The 19,739-nt window shown below is 58.8% G+C and carries 20 protein-coding genes; 7 read left to right on the top strand and 13 right to left on the bottom strand.

Annotated features, from left to right (window positions below; all coding sequences use genetic code 11):
- Window positions 1-52: 52 nt before the first annotated feature.
- A complete protein-coding gene (locus AC0V6W_RS10320) occupies window positions 53-2,338 on the bottom strand; it encodes a molybdopterin cofactor-binding domain-containing protein (RefSeq protein ID WP_486149706.1) in 2,286 nt (761 codons plus the stop codon).
- A 3-nt stretch (window positions 2,339-2,341) separates the two neighbouring features.
- Window positions 2,342-3,349: an Mrp/NBP35 family ATP-binding protein gene (locus AC0V6W_RS10315; RefSeq protein ID WP_486149704.1), complete on the bottom strand. Its 1,008-nt coding sequence runs from the start codon at window positions 3,347-3,349 to the stop codon at window positions 2,342-2,344.
- Window positions 3,350-3,444: 95 nt separating this feature from the next.
- Here AC0V6W_RS10315 and hflK point away from each other — a divergent pair, with 95 nt between their 5' ends.
- The 3 genes from hflK (at window position 3,445) to AC0V6W_RS10300 (ending at window position 7,197) form a co-directional block, all read left to right on the top strand.
- Window positions 3,445-4,638, top strand: a complete 1,194-nt coding sequence (gene hflK, locus AC0V6W_RS10310; protein ID WP_486149702.1) for a protease modulator HflK — start codon at window positions 3,445-3,447, stop codon at window positions 4,636-4,638.
- Window positions 4,639-4,640: 2 nt separating this feature from the next.
- On the top strand, window positions 4,641-5,477 hold the full coding sequence (gene hflC, locus AC0V6W_RS10305) for a protease modulator HflC (RefSeq protein WP_486149700.1): 837 nt from the start codon (window positions 4,641-4,643) through the stop codon (window positions 5,475-5,477).
- A 184-nt stretch (window positions 5,478-5,661) separates the two neighbouring features.
- Entirely contained in the window at window positions 5,662-7,197 is a 1,536-nt protein-coding gene (locus AC0V6W_RS10300; RefSeq protein ID WP_486149698.1) for a Do family serine endopeptidase, read from the top strand.
- Window positions 7,198-7,254: 57 nt separating this feature from the next.
- Here AC0V6W_RS10300 and AC0V6W_RS10295 read toward each other — a convergent pair whose 3' ends face one another.
- The 5 genes from AC0V6W_RS10295 to AC0V6W_RS10275 all read right to left on the bottom strand — a co-directional run bounded on the left by AC0V6W_RS10295 (window position 7,255) and on the right by AC0V6W_RS10275 (window position 12,042).
- Window positions 7,255-9,522 carry a transglycosylase domain-containing protein gene (locus AC0V6W_RS10295; RefSeq protein ID WP_486149696.1) on the bottom strand — a complete coding sequence of 756 codons (2,268 nt, stop codon included), beginning with the start codon at window positions 9,520-9,522 and terminating at the stop codon, window positions 7,255-7,257.
- A gap of 118 nt (window positions 9,523-9,640) precedes the next feature.
- The gene (gene msrB, locus AC0V6W_RS10290; protein WP_486149694.1) at window positions 9,641-10,054 is read right to left on the bottom strand and encodes a peptide-methionine (R)-S-oxide reductase MsrB; all 414 of its coding nucleotides are present in this window, start codon (window positions 10,052-10,054) and stop codon (window positions 9,641-9,643) included.
- 297 nt (window positions 10,055-10,351) lie between these two features.
- On the bottom strand, window positions 10,352-11,023 hold the full coding sequence (locus AC0V6W_RS10285) for a glutathione S-transferase family protein (protein ID WP_486149692.1): 672 nt from the start codon (window positions 11,021-11,023) through the stop codon (window positions 10,352-10,354).
- A gap of 96 nt (window positions 11,024-11,119) precedes the next feature.
- Window positions 11,120-11,605 carry a hypothetical protein gene (locus AC0V6W_RS10280; RefSeq protein WP_486149690.1) on the bottom strand — a complete coding sequence of 162 codons (486 nt, stop codon included), beginning with the start codon at window positions 11,603-11,605 and terminating at the stop codon, window positions 11,120-11,122.
- Window positions 11,606-11,679: 74 nt separating this feature from the next.
- A complete protein-coding gene (locus tag AC0V6W_RS10275) occupies window positions 11,680-12,042 on the bottom strand; it encodes a hypothetical protein (RefSeq protein WP_486149688.1) in 363 nt (120 codons plus the stop codon).
- Window positions 12,043-12,126: 84 nt separating this feature from the next.
- Here AC0V6W_RS10275 and AC0V6W_RS10270 point away from each other — a divergent pair, with 84 nt between their 5' ends.
- Together AC0V6W_RS10270 and AC0V6W_RS10265 are read left to right on the top strand one after the other, a co-directional pair.
- Entirely contained in the window at window positions 12,127-12,519 is a 393-nt protein-coding gene (locus AC0V6W_RS10270) for a VOC family protein (protein WP_486149686.1), read from the top strand.
- Window positions 12,520-12,596: 77 nt separating this feature from the next.
- Complete coding sequence (locus AC0V6W_RS10265) at window positions 12,597-13,295, top strand: hypothetical protein (protein WP_486149684.1); 699 nt, start codon at window positions 12,597-12,599, stop codon at window positions 13,293-13,295.
- Window positions 13,296-13,299: 4 nt separating this feature from the next.
- On the opposite strand, the gene metW is transcribed toward AC0V6W_RS10265, so the two are convergent.
- The 3 genes from metW to metX are packed head-to-tail and all read right to left on the bottom strand — an operon-like array spanning window position 13,300 to window position 15,418.
- On the bottom strand, window positions 13,300-13,887 hold the full coding sequence (gene metW, locus AC0V6W_RS10260) for a methionine biosynthesis protein MetW (protein ID WP_486151560.1): 588 nt from the start codon (window positions 13,885-13,887) through the stop codon (window positions 13,300-13,302).
- Between the two features lie 2 nt (window positions 13,888-13,889).
- Entirely contained in the window at window positions 13,890-14,324 is a 435-nt protein-coding gene (locus tag AC0V6W_RS10255; RefSeq protein WP_486149682.1) for a GNAT family N-acetyltransferase, read from the bottom strand.
- Window positions 14,321-15,418, bottom strand: coding sequence for a homoserine O-acetyltransferase MetX (gene metX / locus AC0V6W_RS10250; protein WP_486149680.1), 1,098 nt, complete (start codon window positions 15,416-15,418; stop codon window positions 14,321-14,323). Before metX ends, AC0V6W_RS10255 begins: the two co-directional genes overlap by 4 nt.
- 84 nt (window positions 15,419-15,502) lie before the next feature.
- Here metX and AC0V6W_RS10245 point away from each other — a divergent pair, with 84 nt between their 5' ends.
- Both AC0V6W_RS10245 and AC0V6W_RS10240 read left to right on the top strand, forming a co-directional pair.
- Window positions 15,503-16,603: a pyridoxal phosphate-dependent aminotransferase gene (locus AC0V6W_RS10245; protein WP_486151558.1), complete on the top strand. Its 1,101-nt coding sequence runs from the start codon at window positions 15,503-15,505 to the stop codon at window positions 16,601-16,603.
- Complete coding sequence (locus AC0V6W_RS10240) at window positions 16,600-17,508, top strand: prephenate/arogenate dehydrogenase family protein (protein ID WP_486149678.1); 909 nt, start codon at window positions 16,600-16,602, stop codon at window positions 17,506-17,508. The genes AC0V6W_RS10245 and AC0V6W_RS10240 overlap by 4 nt, the downstream gene beginning before the upstream one ends.
- A 30-nt stretch (window positions 17,509-17,538) precedes the next feature.
- On the opposite strand, the gene AC0V6W_RS10235 is transcribed toward AC0V6W_RS10240, so the two are convergent.
- The 3 genes from AC0V6W_RS10235 to AC0V6W_RS10225 are packed head-to-tail and all read right to left on the bottom strand — an operon-like array spanning window position 17,539 to window position 19,738.
- Entirely contained in the window at window positions 17,539-18,195 is a 657-nt protein-coding gene (locus tag AC0V6W_RS10235) for a lysophospholipid acyltransferase family protein (protein ID WP_486149676.1), read from the bottom strand.
- Between the two features lie 30 nt (window positions 18,196-18,225).
- Complete coding sequence (locus AC0V6W_RS10230) at window positions 18,226-18,756, bottom strand: YdcF family protein (protein ID WP_486149674.1); 531 nt, start codon at window positions 18,754-18,756, stop codon at window positions 18,226-18,228.
- Between the two features lie 10 nt (window positions 18,757-18,766).
- Window positions 18,767-19,738 carry a cell division protein FtsX gene (locus AC0V6W_RS10225; protein ID WP_486149672.1) on the bottom strand — a complete coding sequence of 324 codons (972 nt, stop codon included), beginning with the start codon at window positions 19,736-19,738 and terminating at the stop codon, window positions 18,767-18,769.
- Window position 19,739 lies beyond the last annotated feature (1 nt).

The raw sequence follows: 19,739 nt of genomic DNA, 5'->3' as shown, positions 1-19,739 counted from the left end.
AATATCCTAGGCTTTGGCTGCGAAAGCGGGTTGAGAGGAAGCGTGCGGCGCATCATAACCCGCTGGAAAGTAGGGGCAGACGGCGCAGGCGCAAGCCCGTGGCTGAAAACAGCGCATTGGCAATAGCAGGCGGCGCGATGACTGTGCCCAATTCGCCCGGATCAGCGGGGGCCGCTTCGCTCGGCAGGAAATCCACATCAATCCGGGGGCAATCGGCCAATTGCGGCAGCGCCAGATCATCATAGTCAAAGCTTGCCGGTAGCCCGCCGCGATACTGCACGGCGCGGCCCAATGCGATGCCGATACCGAATATCAGGCCGCCCTCGATTTGCTGGCGGGCGATATCGAGGTTGATGATCCGGCCAATATCAACCGCAGCTGATAACCGGGTCACGCGCACGCCGCCTTCGCTGCGCCGGGCGGTCGCAACGCACGCAATGCGCGCGCCGCTGATGGGATCGCCGATGCGGTGGCAGGCAATGCCCTGCCCGCTCTGGTCGATCCCGCCATCCCATTCAGCCATTTGCGCCGCGCGCTGAAGACAAGCAGCCAGCCGGATATCATCGCCCAGCATGCCGATGCGAAATGTCAGCGGTTCGCGGCCGGCGGAATGGGCGATTTCATCGATAAAGCTTTCAATCGCAAAAGCCGTGTAGCTGTGCGCATTGCCGCGCACCCGGCCCACGGGCAGGCCGATTTCGGTGGGGATATGCTCCACCACCATGCTGGGCATGGTGTAGGCCGGCACTGCGCCTTCGCACGTCAAGGGATCGCGCGCGCCTTCGGTTGATGCGATCGCGGCCCATGGGGTGAGATTTTCGAACAAACGCTTGCCAAATTCGGCGGCGGCGGGCGGGGAAGCAATCCGCATCCGCATCGCATCAATTGCGCCGCTGCCCGCAGTTGAGGTTTGCGCGCCCATCAACACACAGGCAGGCGTGCGCGGGCGCGAGCGGATCATCTCATCGCGCCGCGACCAGGTCAGCTGCACGGGGACAGGCCCGTCTTTGGCAAGCTCACGCGCGATCACAGCGATTTCGATGGCGTGATCATGCTCCAGACGGCAATCGAAACTGCCGCCTGCCGGCATGGGGTAAAGCGCGACGTCCTCTGTGCGGATCCCGATGGCTCTGGCTGCAGCTGCCCGCGCGCTTTCGGGTGCCTGGGCCGCGATCCACAGGTCAAGCCGCCCGTCGATAAACCGCGCCGCAGCGCTGGCAGTTTCCAGCGGGGCAGCGTGGGCTGCCTCCACCTCATACCGCCGGGCAATATCGACGCGCGACAATGCCTCTTTGCCAAATCCCGTTTCCGCCATTGTAAAGGACGCGCCGCCATCCACCTGTGTATCAAGCCGCGCGGCGATGTCATCGCTGTTGACCGGATACTCGGCCGTGAATTGCGGGTCCATCGCGTCGATCGCTTTGCTCGCGCTCCACCAATTGTCTGCCACCGCCGCCAGCCATCTTTTGCCTTTGATTGTGGCGATATGGCCTTTGACCGATGCGGCTTTGTCAGCGTCAAATTCGCCCAGCTCCGCCCCATTATTGGGGCCATGGCGGATCGCCGCATAGACCATGCCGGGCAAGCGGATATCGCTGGCAAACTGATGCGATCCATCCACTTTTGATGGCAGGTCAAGCCGGGGAAAGGCCATCTCGCTGATCGGCTGGCCCGGTATCATCGGCTCGCTATAAGGTTCAGGGTTAAGCGGCGCGGTGCCGGGGGCTGATCGCTGCGCCGCGGCCTTCGCCAACTGGCCAAAGGTAAAGCTTTCCTCGCCATAAGAGACAACGCCTTCGGCAACCGTGCAGCCCTGCGGATCAACGCCCCACCTGGCGGCGGCTTCCTCTACTAGAACGGCGCGCGCAGCAGCGCCCGCTTCGCGGCAGGGCAATTCATAGGCGGCCACCGACGTGCCATCGGCAGTCGCGCTGAAACGGGAACGCTCAGCAAAGTTCTTAGCGAGATAGGCATCGCTTGCATCAGACAATCCGCCTGCCACCGGATCCCACAAAGCCATCCATTTGGTCGCAAGCGGCACATTGGGATACGCGCCCGATATGCCTGCTGGCTCCACAGCGATCTGCCGCCAGTCCGCGCCCATTTCCTGCGCAATGATCTGAGGCAGCAATGTCGTCACGCCCTGACCCATTTCGGTCTGCGGCACCGCGATTGTCACCACGCCATCTTCTGCGATTTTCAGCCAGGCATCAAAGACATGTTCCCCATCAGCGGCCATCAGCGGATTGGGATAGCGGCGCGGCACCAGCCACCACGCGACCAGCAAACCGCCGCCCACAGCAGCGCCTGTGACAAGGCCTCGGCGCGATACCTGCATCCTTTACGCTGCCTCCTTGGCAAGCCAATCGGACAGCCTGCCAGCGATGGCATGAAAAGCGGCAGCTTCCTCGCCATCGCCTGCTGCTGGCGGAGTGCCTGCATCGCCGCTGATCCGCACCGCCATAGCCAGCGGAATGCGGCCCCAGAACGGTATCTCCAGGGCTTTTGCAAATGTCTCCACCCCGCCCTGACCAAACGGATCGCTCACTTCGCCGCAATGCGGGCAGGCGTAACCCGCCATATTTTCAACCAGGCCGATGATCGCCACATTGCCTTGTTCAAACAATTGCCCGGCCCGCGCTGCATCAATCAAAGCGAGATCTTGCGGCGTAGACACCAGCAGCGCCCCATCGGGTTTGTTGTCCGCCATCATCGACAATTGTACATCGCCTGTACCCGGCGGCAGGTCGATCAACAACAGATCGGTTTCCCCCCATTCCGCATCGACAAGCTGGCCCAGCGCTTTTCCCGCCATCGGTCCGCGCCATGCGAGCGCTTTACCCGGCGCGACCAAATGCCCCATCGATAATACTTTGACCCCATGCGGGCTTTCCAGCGGGATCAGTTTCTTGCTGTCTTCATCGGCGGCCGGTTTGCGATTTTCAGTGGCAAGCAATTTGGGCTGCGAGGGGCCATAGATATCGCCATCAATCACCCCGACATTGTGGCCCATTTTGGCCAGCGCGACGGCCAGATTGGCGGTTAAGGTCGATTTGCCCACTCCGCCTTTGCCCGATCCAATCGCGATCACTCGGCGGCGGCGGCGATCAGCGGTCAGCGCGATGTGCACATCTGTGATCTGAGGATTGATATCGGGCACCGATTTCAACGCATCAGCAATCGCACCTTCCAATGCGTCACGCTGCGCGCCGTTCAAATCGCCAGCATCCGCCACAACGATGGCGCGCGCGCCAGTCGCTTTTACAGACTGCACCCGCGATGAAATATCCGCTGGCAATGCAGCCAATAATGCGCTTTCCTGAGCTGTCAGTTCAGTCTTTTGGGTCATTCGCGCCCGCCCTTAACACCAAAATCATCCTTGGCCTGTCCTAATTTCAGGCGCCACCCCTGTTTTTTGCAGATTTGCATACCTATAAGAGTTTCATGCAGTTTTTTGACGGTTTGAAAGAGCGCCTTGGCTTGGCTGGAAAAGGTCTTGCCATGGCTGGGAAAAAGAACCCCTGGGGCGGCGGCGGTGATGAACCGTCCGGCGACAATTCGGGCGGCGATGGTTCTGGTGATGATGGCGAGAAAAAGGGCGGCAATGGCCCTCGCAATCCGTGGCTGCCTGGCGGCGGCGGTGAACCGCGCCGCTCTGCCAGCATCGAAGATATCTTCAAAAACAGAGGCCCCGAAGGTCCGCGGCGCGGCGGCCCCGGCGGCCCCAATTTTCGCATGCCGCAACTGCCCGGTGGGCGCAGCTGGGCTCCGCTGATTATAGTTGGCGCATTGGCCGTGTGGATTTTGGGCACAGGCCTGCATCAGGTCGAGGCGAAAGAAAAAGCCGTTGTCAAAACACTGGGCGCTTATTCCAGCACTTTGGATGCGGGCCTGCATTTAACCGCACCTTTCCCCATTCAAACGGTCGATATCGAAGATGTGCAAACCGTGCGCCCGCTGGTCATCCCCGGCACAGGTGAAAGCGCGAAATTGATCCTGACAGGCGATCAGAACCTCGTTGATTTGAGCTATATCGTGCGCTGGAACATCAAGGATTTGCGCGATTTCAATTTCGAACTGGTCGATCCGGTGGAAACTGTGAACGAAGTGGCCGAAGCCGCCATGCGCGCATCGGTCGCCGAAAAAACCCTCAACGAAACATTCACCGGTGAAGGGCGTTCGGAAATCCAGATCAAAGTGCGCGAACGCATGCAAGCGGTGCTTGATGAATACAAAGCGGGCATCAATATTCTGGGTGTCGAAGTGAACAAAGCTGACCCGCCCAGCGAAGTGGTCGATGCGTTCCGCGATGTTTCTGTGGCCGAACAAAACGCCGATGCCGAACGCAACCAGGCGCAAGGTTACGCGCAGCAAACGCTCGCCCGCGCCGAAGGTGAGGCGGAGGCCTTTGACAAAGTGTACGAACAATACCGGCTTGCGCCCGATGTTACTCGCCAGCGTCTGTATTATGAGACCATGGAAAAAGTGCTGGCCGTGACAGACAAAACCATTGTCGAAGCAGAAGGCGTAACGCCCTATCTGCCGCTGCCTGAAATTCGCAAACGGGCCGCAGCTGCGCCGCCCGCGCCAGAGCCAGCGCCAGCGCCCGCCGCGCAATCCCAACAAGGAGGACAGTGATCATGGACAGTTTCTGGACCACATTTCGCGTTCCCCTCGTCATCATCGCGCTGATTGTCGTCGCGCTTTCGATGAGCCTGTTTGTCGTCAATGAAGAAGAACAGGTCGTCATCATTCAGACAGGCCGGCCGGTTGGCACGATCAACATGGCAGGCGATGGCACTGGACCGGGCATCAAAATCCGTGTCCCGATCATCCAGTCGGTGCGCCGGATTGAAAAACGTGTGCTTGATCTGGAAATGACCGATGAAGAAGTGCTGTCAAACGATCAGCAGCGTCTGCTTGTCAATGCCTATGCCCGCTACCGGATCGTCGATCCCATTCGCATGGTCGAACGCGCTGGCACGACCGAAGGCGTCACGACCGCTTTGGAGCCAATCTTGAACTCAGCCGTGCGTCAGGAACTGGGCCGCCGCACTTTTGCGGCCATGCTGACCGCAGAACGCGGCAATGCTCTGGCCAATGTGCGCGCCAATCTTGATCGTGAGGCGCGGCAATACGGCGCAGAAGTGATCGATGTGCAGATCAAACGGACCGATCTTCCCACCGGACGCCCGCTGGAATCGGCGTTTCAACGGATGGAATCGGACCGGGAACGCGAAGCGCGCACCATTCGCGCAGCCGGATCCCGGGATGCCCGCGTGATCCGCGCTGAGGCGGACGCCGAGGCCGCTCGCATCTATGCCGAAAGCTTTGGTCAGGACGGGAATTTCTACGATTTTTACCGCGCCATGCAAAGCTACGAACAAAGCTTTGCCAAAGGCGAAGGCCGGGGCGAAAGCTCGATCATACTGTCGCCTGAAAATGAATATCTGCGCCAGTTTCGCGGTCGCCGCTGACTGGGCAGGCGCATTTGGCGGATAGCCCCGACCAAGCGTTGACGGGCTCCTGCCAACGCCATGCGCTTGGTGAGCGTGTTCAAACGCTGTTCAGCGCAAGGTGGGTCATTATGCGAGGGCAAATGACAGATTAAGCGAGGCGGTTCTAATCGGAGCTGGCTCATAACTTGAGGAATTGAAGGACGTGAAAAACGTGCGGTATGTATACGGTCTCACCAGCGCCCTTTTGGTAGGCGGCGCTGCGGTTTCACTCATGGCAGGTCACCCGGCAGGCGCACAGGTCGCGCAAAACGATGCAGGCGTGATGAACGAAATGGTGCCGCGCGCCGGTGCCCCGTCCAGCTTTGCCGACTTGACCGAACAATTGCAGCCTGCGGTGGTGAATATCGCAACGCGCCAGCGGGTCGAAGTGCAGCGCAACCCATTTGCGGGCACGCCCTTTGCCGAAATGTTCAACCGCCGCCGCGGCGGACAAAATCAGGAACCGCAAACGCGCGAGGCGCAGTCGCTGGGTTCCGGCTTTATCATTTCGGCCGATGGCTTTGTGGTGACCAACAATCACGTTGTCACTCCCAACAACCGCGCGACTTTGGAAGAGATCACGGTGACCATGCCCGATGGCACCGAATACGAGGCTGAATTGGTGGGCGCAGATGCTGCCTCCGATCTCGCAGTCCTTAAGATCAAATCCGAACGGACATTCCCGTTCGTTCGATTTGGCGATTCGGCGCAGACTCGTGTCGGCGAATGGGTGGTTGCCATCGGCAATCCCTTTGGCCTTGGCGGCACTGTCACCAGCGGCATCGTCTCCGCCGTCTATCGTAACACCGGTCAAGGCGGTCCCTATGACCGCTTCATCCAAACAGATGCCAGCATCAATCGCGGCAATTCGGGCGGGCCGTTGTTCGACATGCAGGGCAATGTGATCGGCATCAACAATGCGATTTTCTCCCCATCGGGAGGCAGCGTCGGCATTGGCTTTGCGATCCCAGCTGAGATTGCTGCGCCGATTGTTGACCAATTGAAAGAAGGCCTCGAGATTGAGCGCGGGTTCCTGGGTGTCAGCCTTGAACCGATGAGCGATGATATGGCCGATTCCCTCGGGCTCGCGCGCAATCGCGGCGAATTGGTGCAATCGGTGCAAGGTGACAGCGCCGCCGAGAAAGCCGGGCTGTCTGCAGGCGATATCGTCACCAAAGTGAACGGCAAGACCGTCACCTCGGAACAGACCGTATCCTTCCTCGTCGCCAATCTTGCGCCTGGCACCAGCGTGCCGATCGAAGTGCTGCGCGATGGGCGCACAGTTGCTCTCACTGCGGTTCTGGGCAAGCGTCCTTCGGAAGCTGAGCTGCGCGCACAGGCGCAAACATTCGATCCCGATTCCGATGAGCCGATGAGCCCGGAGGAATCCGATGGCACCATTGAGGAAAAGCTGGGCCTGCAAGTGCTCACGCTCACTCCGCAAATCCGTAATTCGCTGGGTCTTGATGACGATGTAACAGGGCTGGTGATTGGCGCGGTTGACCCCAATTCGGATGCAGGCCGCAAAGGTCTGCGCCGGGGCGATGTGATCCTTTCTGCCAACTATGAAACGGTTGGCTCCGTCGAAGCGCTCAATGCACAAATCGCAGCGGCTGAAAGCGACAATCGCGATGCCGTGCTGCTGCGGGTGCAGCGCCGCGGCCAGCCGCCGCGTTTTGTGCCTGTGCGTTTGCGCTAGGCTTCCATCACACTCTGAGTAATACTCAGCCTAAAACCCCGCTGGCATCGCCGCTCGCTATTGTTGCAGCGGCGGTGCTTGCGGGGTTTGTTGTGCCGGTCTTTGCTGAGATTGCCGCTGCTGTGCGGGCGGCGGCCTTGGAGGCGCAGGAGGCGGGCTGCCTTCTGCCGGCAATGCGCCGCCGGTCGCTTGCTCCAGAAAATCCTCGCTAACGGCTGGCGGCGGCTCGCTGGTGTTGCCGGTGCCGCCATCGCCATCCGGGCCAATCAGCCCTTCGTCGGGGTTGCGCCGCCCGGGCTCGATCAGATTGCCCTGTTCATCGATGAAGTAATACTCATCGGGATCGTCATACAGATATTCCTCATCCGGCTCCAACTGCCATGCAGGCCGATCCAGTTCGGTGTCGAATTTCTCAATCGCGCGGTCTTTCACGGCATAGCGCATATAGGCGGCAAAGGCCGATGCCGGGGCGCGCCCGCCTTGCAGCCCGCGAACCGTTTTCGCATCATCGCGGCCCATCCAGACCCCTGTTGTAATGCCGGAGGAAAACCCGACAAACCAGCCATCCTTGTTGGACGATGTCGTCCCGGTTTTGCCTGCCACAGGGCGCCCGATCTGCGCCGCTTTCCCAGTTCCCGTCGCCACCGCTGTTTGCAACAGGTCGGTCATCCCGGCAGCGACATAGCTTGGCACCAATTGCGACTGGCGCGGTTTTTCGCGCTCATACAAAGTTTCACCGCTCGCGGTTACAACCTTCGTGATGCCGTAAGGTTCAACCCCCATCCCCTTGGCAGAAACCGAGGCAAAGGCGCGGGTCATTTCCAGCAAGCGTACTTCGGATGATCCCAGCACCATGGATGGGAAAGTGGATACTTTGCTGGTGATCCCAAACCTGCGCGCCATGGATGCAACCGTGCCAAAGCCCACTTCGTTGCCCAATTGCGCGGCCACAGTGTTGATCGAGAACGCGAAGGATGTGCGCAAAGTCGTCTCACCAATATTGCGCCCGTTGGCATTGCGCGGGCTCCACCCATCAATGGTGACAGGCACATCTTTCACCGTATCGCCGGGCGTGTAACCCGCTTCCAATGCGGCGAGATAGACGAACAATTTCCACGATGATCCCGGCTGGCGCATCGCATCTGTGGCCCGGTTGAAATTGGTTTCGACATAATCGCGCCCGCCCACCAGCGCGAGGATAGCGCCATCGCGGTCCAGACTGACGAGCGCGCCCTGCGCCCCGTCGGGTGTGTTTGCATCAATCGATGCTGTGGCCGCGCGCTGCATGCCCACATCAATCGTGGTCCACACCTCCAGCGGCTCGTTGGTTTCAGGCAGCAGGATATCAAGCTGCGGCAAAGCCCAATCGGTGAAATAACGCACCGAATTTTGCCCCGCCTGCTGTTTCAGCTGCACCGCATCCACATCAACGCTGGCCTGATCGGCAGTGATATATCCCTGTTCGCGCATCAGGCGCAAAACAACCGCCGCCCGGTCCACCGCTTTTTGCACATCGGCAGTGGGCGAATATTTGCTCGGCGCTTTCACCAGCCCTGCAATGATGGATGCCTCGCCAATGGAAAGCTCATTGGCCGGGTGGCTGAAAAATTTCCGGCTGGCGCTGTCGATCCCGTATGCACCGCCGCCAAAATACACTTTATTGAGATAGAGTTCGAGGATCTGTTCTTTTGAGAATTTCCATTCCAGCGCCATCGCCAGAACCGCCTCGCGCGCTTTACGATCAAAGGTGCGATTGGAATTGAGGAACAGATTGCGCGCCAATTGCTGGGTGATGGTGGATGTGCCGCCAACCCTTGATCGCTCGCCGGTAAAACCTTCGATCACAGCGCCTGTGGTACGCACCGGATCGACGCCGTAATGATCGAAATAGCGTTTGTCCTCCACCGCGATCATGGCGTTTTTCATATTGGCCGGGATGGTGTCGTAATCGAGCCATTCGCCAAAGCTTGGGCCAAGCTCCACAATCTCGCTGCCATCGCGCGCGCGCACCAGAATGGTCTGGGCATTGGTTGTGGTCTTCAGCTGATAGAAACTGGGAATTTCGCGCGCGGCAAATCCCACTGCGCAGGCCAGAAAGATGACGGCCAAAATGGCAAGCCCAAGACCCCATACCGTTAGCCGCTTGGTCCAACGCCACAAGGCAGACGGCTGCGCTGCTATCGCGCCGCCATTTGCGCCGCCTTTCCTATTGCCCGATGCAGGGCGTTTGCTGCGGCTATTCTTGGATGCAGATGCCCGCTCGGACGCGGCCCGGCGAGAACCGCGCTTGCCCTTGTTTTGCAGACGATCACCGCGTTTTGACATTGTGTGCCTCTACCCCACGCCAATTACCAAGGCATCCACCAAGGCCATTTAACAATGCCTAGCCAAGTTGTAACAGGGCGTGAATATGGCAAAAGAGTGGCAAAGGCCAAACCAGCGCTTAATCATCCCCATCTGCAACAAATTCGAGCGATGCTGAATTGATGCAATAGCGCAGTCCGCCTTCGTCTGGCGGCCCATCGGGAAAGACATGGCCAAGATGACCGCCGCATTTGCCGCAGGTCACTTCGGTGCGGATCATCCCAAAGCTAACATCGCGGTGTTCATCAATCGTGTCTTCATCAGCGGGCTTGGTAAAGGCGGGCCAGCCGCAACCACTGTTATATTTGGCCGCGCTGATAAACAGCCGCGTCCCGCAGCCCGCGCAGACATATTCGCCTTCTTCATAGAACTTGTCGTATTTGCCCGTGAACGCGCGTTCTGTGCCCGCTTCGCGCAGGACGTGGAACTGCTCAGCCGACAGGCGCGCGCGCCATTCTTCTTCGCTGATTGCTTTGGGATCGGGATTTGTCATGATGCGTGCCTTTTTTACGCACCTGATATCGGATGGGAAAAGGCAATGCGCAAGGCGGAGTTTTTGTAAGGCGTGCGGCTTTTTGGCGGGTGCGGATAGCATTTCCGCGTGATCCTTGGCGGGGGTGGCCACCCCGAGTTTTATCTTGTGTTCGCTTCGCTCACGCCGGACCGCCCCGCCTCCCCGCCCGTCCACCATATCCTTATGGAACCCTTGGTGGACGGGCGGGGAGGCGGGGCGGTCCGGCGTGAGCGAGAAAACAAAAAACCCGCGCCAGCGAACCCGGCAAGCATTTCGCTATCCATCAACCTCAGCGTAATGCGCGGGCGGTTTGATGACATCCATTCGTTCGGTCAACAGCGGGCGAAAGCTGGGGCGGCTTTTGAAAACCGAATACCAGCCGCGCGCGCTGTCGTGGCCTGCCCAATCGATCCCGCCCAGATAATCGGCGACCGAAATCTGCGCGGCTGCGGCAAGGTCCGCCATACTCATCGTCGATCCTGCAACCCAGGGGCGCGTGTCGATCAACCAGTCGAGATAATCGAGATGCCCATGCGCCATTTTCATCGCTTCGCGCAGGCGCTTGCTATCGGGCGGCTGGCGCAGGATGAGGCGTTTTTTCATCCGCTCTGACAACAATGGCTCTGTCACATCGGCGTAGAAATTTTCATCAAACAAAGCGGTAAGCCGCCGGATTTCCGCGCGCTGATCTGCGGTGCCCATGATCATTGGTGCGCGTGTTTCGGTTTCTTCGAAATATTCGCCAATTGCGCGGCTGTCAGCGATCACGACCTTGCGTTTTTCATCGGTCAGAACCGGTGTGCGGCCTGCCGGATTGAGATTGAAGAACATATCAGACCCCGTCCACGGATCTTCGCGGACGAGATCATAGGCGATGCCTTTTTCGCCCATCAACAGCCGGATTTTGCGGCTGAAAGGGCATAGGGGGAATTGATAGAGGAACCACATTATGCAGGTGCTTTTGCCTTATCACGGGGCCAAAATCCACCCGCCAAATCGCGCTCAGGCACCGCTTGATCGGGCCGTGTGCAGCGCGCCTTTGATTTAGTCAGCGGTTCGCGCCCGCGCAACTGCATCGCCCATCTGTTTCGCCATCGCCTCAAGCGCGGGCAGCATGGCAGCAAAGCCTTCGCTCATCGTGTTCATTGCCTGGGGCAAGTTTTCCTCGATATCCTCACCCAGATCATCGGGATTGCGCATGAGGTCGCGCACACGTGTGTCGGCATCGATATCGGCATCCTCAATCCCTGCTTCGCCATTGCTCGCCTGATCGGCAGCCTGGACAAATTGGCCAATTTCCAAGTCCAGCATGGCGTTAACAAGCACGCCTGCCACCGCAGTGATCTGATCCTGAAAATCAGGATCGGCCAGTTTGTCAGATATCTTAGCCAAAGCCTCTTCACCCGATGCGGTCTCGCTCACAGGGGCTTCGGCCGGCGGGTCTTCAGGCGGGGCAGTGTCCTGCGCCAAGGCGCCCGATGGCACGGCAAGAATAAATGTGGCAGCGGCAACAGCAGGCAAAGCGCGCATGGAAAAACCCCTCAATTGTGACGAATTAAGCGGACCCTAGCCCAAAGCCCATGGCCTGTTTCTGAACGCAGATGTTAAATCCCTGATCCCTCTAGCATCACAAGGCACGAGGGCATGATCGCTTCTATCTCGCCTGTGTCCCACAGGTTCTGCGCCTCTGTGCTAACCAAGCGCGCAATGCCTTCCCTGTCCAGCCCTGTTTCATCCATCAACCTCGCGATCGAACGCACGAAAAATTCGCGTCCGCGCGTTTTCAGATCGGGCCAGCGCAGGGCTGCCTCATTGCCATTTTCCTGACCCTGCGCCACCAGCGCAAAGGCAGCTGAACAGCGCAGCAAACCGCGGCTTTCGGAAGAGAGCTGCGTTTCAGAAGCAGCAGTGCTGGCTGCCGGGGTTTGCGCCGCCATCAATACGGCCAAAAGAGAATGTATAATCATTGCGCTGCCGCATATAGCCCCATGCATGAACCTCATGCTACCGGACTGCGTGCGAATCCGTTTTTAACAAGGAGAACAACCGCAATGCTCAATCACATCATGATCGGCAGCAATGATATCGAAAAGTCCAAATCCTTTTACAACGCCGTGCTGGGCGTGCTGGGTGCGGGCGAGCCTATGGCGCATGTCAACGACACCGGCCAAACCAGGTTGTTCTACATCCATGATGGCAGCACCTTTTCGGTAAGCGAGCCGATCAATGGCGAACCCGTAGAACCTTCAAACGGCTCTACCATCGGGTTTGTCTGCAATTCGCCAGAGCAAATCCAGCAATTGCACGATGTCGCTGTCGCCAATGGCGGCACTTCAATCGAAGACCCGCCAGGCAAGCGTGAAAGCACGATGGGCCCTATGTATCTGTGCTATTTCACTGATCCCGATGGCCACAAAATCTGCGGCATTCATCGCCCCGGTTAATTCGGCGCAAGCGTTTTATCCGGCCTTCCCACACACCCTTTCTTGTGGGAAGGCCCTTTTTTTAGGAGAAATTTGCGATGTTATTTCAATCAGGTAGCAGGGTTGCGGCCAAAGCTGCGGCTGGGGCATCCCTTGCACTTATGCTTGCGGCATGCGGAGGCGGAGAAGCTGACGTCGACCAGATGGTGGCGGACATGCAGGCCGATGCCAACGCCAATGCTCTGACGATCGATGATGGCTTTGACATTTGCTTCAAAAAAACCAGCCAGCTTCTGGGCGATGATGCGATGGTGAGCAAAATCAGCACGCTGTTCAGTGCGGGCAGCGAGATTGACAGCATGCAGGTAAACCCGCGCGGAATGATGTGGGGCTGCGACGTTGAATATCAGGATCCGTCTGATCCCAAGAAAATGCTATCGGTTAAATTCGACAATTCAACCGGTGAGTTTTCAGAGCCAAGAGAGCTTGAGATCACCGTCATCGGCGGGAATGCGTCTGAATTTCGGATCGAAGATTATGTCATGCCTTTGAAAGACGTGAACATCGCTGGACTTGGCGCATTTATGGATAGCAAAAAGGCCGCTTTGGACGAAGTTTATAGCGATTACGCATGGAGCGGCATCACTTTGAATTCGCCCGGCATGATGGAACGCAATCACACATTGAAAGCGACATTGACCGGAAAGCTGGAAGCCAACAATGTGAAGGAAACTGGCTCTGTCACGATGAAGACGGACGGAACAACGCTCGTTAGGGACGGATTGGTGCCATCCTGACCGTTTACCGGCTCAATTCAAACACCGCGAATTGAGCGCGCCAATTGGCCCCCGCAGGGCCGATGGCGCGCTCATCAGCGAAATACCAGGCGCGCTTGATCAGCGCGCCTTTTTCGTGCGCGAGGGCTTTGAAATCGGGAATAGTGACGTGGTGGATGTTTTCGGTCGCATACCAGCTGACAGGCAAAGTCCTTGTGACTGGCATGCGCCCGCCAAACATCAGCGCGGTGCGCGTGCGCCAATGGGCGAAATTGGGAAAGCTGACAAACACCGTGCGTCCGATGCGCAGCAATTCATCGAGCAATTTGTCAGGCCGCTGCGATGTTTGCAGCGTCAGGCTGAGCGCGGCGTAGTCGAATGTTTTATCGGGATAGTTAGCCAGATCGCGATCAGCATCGCCTTGAACCACAGAAAGCCCGCGCGCGACGCAGCGCTCAACCTTAGCAGGGTCCAATTCCATCCCGCGCGCATCGACACCTTTGGACATCTCAAGCTCGGCCATCAACGCGCCATCGCCGCAGCCAATATCAAGTAGACGCGTGTTCGGCGCAATCTGGGCGGCGATGGTCGCAAGGTCAGGGCGAAGCGCCATGGTCATTGGTAGATGTCTGGAAAATGGCGCTGCATCATAATTTCCGGTTCCGGCAATTGCTCCCACTCCAATTCTGCATAGAGCGCGTGCGCATCAAGCGTAGCCAATAGCCAACGCCTCAAGCCTTGCAAATCAGGGTGTTCTTGCAGAGCCTTGACCATGGAAAACGCCAACCGCTGCCCCCGGTGTTCTTCAAGGACATAAACATCGGCCAGATAAGCAAAGGTCGCTTTGTCCGTTACAACGCGAGCAAAACCGACTTGTATGCCTTTATGCCTAACCGCCACACACACACTGTTCGCGATTGCACGACTCACAGTCTCAAGCGGAATATTCCGTGACCAATACGAGCCTGAGAGAAATTTATGCGCCGCAACAGGGTCAATCGCTGCCTTGTCAAAAGTCAGTTCGTATCCTTGGGAAAGCACCTCGGTCATTCGACAAACCCCTGCACCACGCGGTCCAGCTGGTCGTGCTCCAACAGGAAGCTGTCATGGCCTGCATTGGCAGTGAGTTCAACAAAGCTGACCTTTGCACCTGCTGCGTTCAAGGCATGAACGATATGGCGGCTTTCGGCGGTGGGATAGAGCCAGTCTGAGTCAAAGCTGATAAGGCAAAAACGCGTCGACGCATTGGCAAACGCATCGGCCAGCCGCCCGCCATGTTCCTCGGCAAGATCGAAGTAATCCATCGCGCGCGTGATGTAGAGATAGCTGTTGGCATCAAACCGCTGCGTAAAGCCGCTGCCCTGATAGCGCAGATAGCTTTCGACCTGAAAATCCGCTTCGAACCCAAAGCTTTTCTCATCACGATCTTGCAAGCGGCGGCCAAATTTTTCGGTCAGCCCCTCTTCGGAAAGATAGGTGATGTGCGCGGCCATGCGCGCAACGGCAAGGCCGTTGTCGGGTTTGGTATCCCCGCCATAATAATCGCCGCCCGCCCATGCAGGATCGGCCATAATCGCTTGTCTGCCAAGCTCATGAAAAGCGATATTCTGCGCCGAATGGCGCGCGGTTGATGCTATCACCAAAACGCGCTCTGCCCGATCCGGCCAATTGGCAGCAAGGCTTAACGCCTGCATTCCGCCCATGGAGCCGCCGACCACTGCGTGCAGCCGTTCAATTCCCAAGCCATCAAGCAAAGCCATAGTCCCGCGCACCATATCCCGTATGGTGATGACGGGGAAATCCATGGCGTAAGGTGCGCCATCTGGGTCCGCACTCGCAGGCCCGGTGGAGCCCATGCAAGACCCGATGACATTGGCGCAGATGACAAAATGGCGATCTGTATCAATTGGCTTGCCCGGCCCGACCATCCGCACCCACCAGCCAGGCTTTCCTGTCACGGGATGATCGCTCGCGACATATTGATCGCCGGTCAGTGCATGACAGATCAGAACGGCGTTGGATTTGTCCGGCGCAAGCGTTCCATAAGTCTCGTACGCGATTTGCGCGCTATCGAGCTCCTGCCCGCTATCAAGCGGTAAAGCGGCAGGCAGCGTGTAGCATTTCGAGGCGGAAGCGGCAGTCATCAGGGCACGCGGATTGGGCCACGGCAGCGCGGCTGTCAATTGCGCTGTTTTTTCATGACAAGAGCGGTTATGCGCGCAGCAACTATGCCGATGCAACCTGAACTCAAGCCATGGATCAACGCGATCCGTCCCTATGTCCCCGGCAAATCCAAGGGCGATGATGGGCGCGCGCTGATCAAGCTTTCGGCCAATGAAAACCCGCTTGGGTGCAGCCCGGCGGCATTGCAGGCGCTGAGCGAGCCGGGCCAGCCCGAGCTGTATCCCGATCCGGGCGCGCAGGCTCTCACGGACAGACTGGGCCAATTGCACGGCATTGATCCTGCGCGCATCGTATGCGGCACAGGCTCTGGTGAGCTGCTCCATTGCGCAGTGCAAGCCTTTGCTGGGCCCGGTGATGAGGTGGTGTTTTCCGCTTTCTCCTTTTCGCTCTACCCGCTGATTGCGCGCAAAGTGGGGGCCACGCCGGTGTTTGCGCCCGATGATGATTTCACAGCATCAGTCGACGGAATTCTGGCAAGCATCACGGACAAGACCAAAGTGGTGCTGCTCGACAATCCGAACAATCCCGGCGGGACTGCAATTGGCCGCGATGAAGTGCGCCGCCTGCATCAGGGTTTGCCCGGTCACGTGCTGCTGGCGCTCGATCAGGCCTATGCTGAATATGTCGAGGATGATCTGTCCGATGACGGTCTGGACCTTGCCGCATCGGCGAACAATGTGCTGGTGACGCGCACATTTTCCAAAGCTTACGGGCTGGCCGGTTTGCGGATTGGCTGGGCAACGGGCGCGCCCGGTCTGATTGGTGCGCTCAACCGGCTGCGCGGGGCATTCAATGTGTCCGCTCAGGGGCAAATGGCAGCAATGGCTGCGCTGGGCGATCAGGCATTCATGGCCCGCTCGCGCGATGTGAATGCAAAGGGGCGCGCGCAACTGACACGCGCGATAGAGGCGCTGGGCAATCACGGCCTTCGCGCCATTCCCAGCCAGGCAAACTTTATCCTCGTCCTGTTCGAAGGCGATGTGAAAGCCGAAACCGCTCTCGCCGCTTTGGACAAAGCCGGTTACGCCGTGCGCCATTTGCCGGGTCAGGGACTGCCCCATGCCTTGCGCATCACCATCGGCAAACCTGACGATATGGACCGCGTGATCGCCGCTTTGCGCACGCTATGCGGAGAGGCCGCATGACAATTCAGCGCGTCGCGATCATTGGACTGGGTCTGCTGGGCGGATCGATTGGCCTTGCGGTTAAATCGCGCGCAGCCGGGATTGTGACGACCGGTTTTGACCAGAACCCGGATGTCCGCGAAAAAGCGCGCACTTTGGGCCTTACGAACGCGGTCGCCGACACCATCGAGGACGCCGTGCATGATGCGGACCTCGTGATCTTGTGCGTGCCGATGGGCGCGATGGAAAGCGCCGCGATTGCCATGGCGGATGCGGTGCGAGCTGATGCGATTATCAGCGATGTCGGGTCATCCAAAACGGGGCTGGCGCAAAAGCTATCCGCAACTTTGCCAGGCCGGCACATCGTCCCCGCGCACCCTGTTTCAGGGACCGAACAATCAGGACCAGAGGCAGGCTTTGCCTCGCTGTTCACCAATCGGTGGTGCATCCTGACCCCGCCAACTGGCGCGGATGAAGATGCTGTAAAAGCGCTGTCGGCATTCTGGAGCCAGCTTGGCGCGCGCATTGAAATTATGGATGCCGAGCATCACGATCTGGTGCTGGCTGTCACCAGCCATATCCCGCACCTTATCGCCTTTACGATTGTTGGCACGGCAAGCGATCTGGAAGAAGTCACAGCTTCTGAAGTTATCAAATATTCAGCCGGCGGCTTTCGCGATTTCACCCGGATTGCGGCATCCGATCCTGTCATGTGGCGCGATGTGTTCTTGTCGAACAAGACAGCAGTGCTCGAAATGCTAGGCCGTTTCAGCGAAGATCTCACCGCTTTGCAGCGCGCTATCCGATCAGGGGACGGAGACACTTTGCATGATCTGTTCAGCCGCACGCGCGCGATCCGGCGGCAAGTGATTGAGCAGGGCCAAGATGATGACCGGCCCGATTTCGGGCGCGAGGATCATTCGTAGCCGCATAAACGCCGCCGCCAAGATCAGCCCTTAATTGCAGGCATTGATCGCGCGGCGCACCCGTTCTTCAATCTCGCCGCGGGCAAGGCCTGCGGGGATCGTCTCGCCCACGCGGTAAGTGATCGTGCCGCGCTGTTTGATAAAGCCATGGTAAAGCGGCCCGCTATCCACTGCGACCGGCACGACGGGCAAGGCAAGCAGCTTGTAAAGACCCGCAAATCCTGATTGCAGCGGCGGATTATCGCCATGATCGACGCGGGTTCCTTCGGGGAAAATCACCAGCGGCCGGTCCTCGCCCACGCGCAATTTGGCCGTTGCGATCATTTCTCGCAGCGCCTTTGCCCCCTTGTCACGCGCAACAGGGATCAGACCGTACACTTTTGCCGAATACCCCCATCCGGGGATCAAAAACAGCTCTCGTTTGGCAAAGACAGCGGGGAAATTGAAGAGGAACGGCATGTCAATCGCTTCAAAAAAGCTCTCATGCTTGACCGCGATCAGATACGCGCCTTCGGGAACTTTGCCATCAACCACGATTGTGATGCCCAGCACATGGATGACGCACCAGCGGTGCCAGCGCCCCCACAGATTGACCACCCCCGCAACGGCATCGCGCCCCATCAAACTGGCGGCAACCGATGCGATCACAAGCAGCGCGCTGAACCCGTAGAAAAGGGGGTAAAACAAAAGGCTTCGCACTATTGCCACGCTCTGATCTTACAGATTGACAAGGCTGGCCGCCGAACTGGCAATCAGCTTGTTGTATTCAAGGAACAGTGTCGCAAGGCTGGGCTGCGATGCCACCGCATCGCGCACCACCGTGATGCCAGCTGGCAATTGCCGGTCAAGCTCGCCTGCCGCGCGGCGCATATGCCAATCGGTTGTCACAAGGCGCAGCGAAGCGATGTCGTTGGCTTCGACCCACTGCGCGGTTTCAGAGGCATTGGTGCGGGTGTCGATAGCGGAAAACCCAAGCGTAACGCAGCATTGCATGCGCACGTCATCCACTTCGAATTCGGCAGCAAATTCGCCTGGTTTCACATCGCGGTCCACTCCGCTTACCAGCATTTGCGGGGCGAGGCCCTCGTCCATCACCGCCAAACCCTGCGCGATGCGGCCCGCGCCGCCTGTTGGGACAATCACCGCATCGGTTTTTTGCGCGCCGCCGGGGCCGGGCAATGTGATGGTGAACCACAAGAACCCCAGCGCCCATACGAGAAACGCAGCTGATAAAATCCGTCGTAACATTACTGGGCGCTCACAACATGGATCGCAGCGCAAATGCAATGGTGATCCGGCCAGTGACAAAAGCAAGCGCAACCCCTGCAACAGGGATCAGGATTAACGCCAGCCAATCGGCAAGGCCCAATCCGCCTCCGCTCACCATGCCGCTGTCAAGCGCGCTGAATTGCTGGCCCAGCAGCCAAACCGCCGCGGTCCCCAGCACCAATCCAACCACCCCGCCAAAGGCCGCATCGCGCATGGCCGCGCGCTGAAACACGCGCGTGATCTGCGCATCGGTGCCGCCAAGCAGATGGATGATCTCAACGGTATCCTTATGCGCGCTGAACGCACTGCGCGCGGCCAGCCACACTGCCGCAGCGGTGGCCAAAGCGATCAGCACAATCAGCCCCAGCGCCAGATATTGCAGCGCCGACAAAGCATCGTAAACCGGCGCTAGCCACTCCGATTGCGCATCAACGCGCGCCTGCGGCACAACAGCCGTCAAAGCGTCCTGCAACCGGGCAATTTCTTCAGGCGACGCCGCGCGCGACAATTCTACATCGATCAATGCCGGGATCGGGATATCCTCGCTCGCCGCGCCCGCGCCCAGCCATGGTTCGAGCAATTGAGTGAGCTCTTCATCCGGCACAACGCGCAAGGATCGCACCAGATTGTCGCTTTCCAGCACCCCAACCGCGCCTGCCACACGTTCAATGCGCAGCTCTGGATTGGGCTCTAGGATCTGGATGGTTGCCGCATTGGAGATATCGGCGCGCGCGGTCTCTGCCAGATTGCGCAGCGCCAGCCCGCCCGCTGCCGCGATCACAACCAGCGCAATCAGGATGGCGATCACCCACGGGATTGGCCCGCCGAACCGCGCCTTGGGCAGCAAATCGCTTGCGCCTGTGCCCGCCCGTTTGGGCTTGGGCACTTTGCCACTGGCGGGCAGCGCATCGGGAATGGGAACGTCAGGGATTGCCGTATCAGGCGCGCGCGCTTGGGCCATC

It is taken from the genome of Erythrobacter sp. JB1-7 (assembly GCF_057365015.1).
The sequence above is the reverse complement of the archived record's forward strand: the minus strand, read 5'-3'. Positions and strand labels throughout refer to the sequence as shown.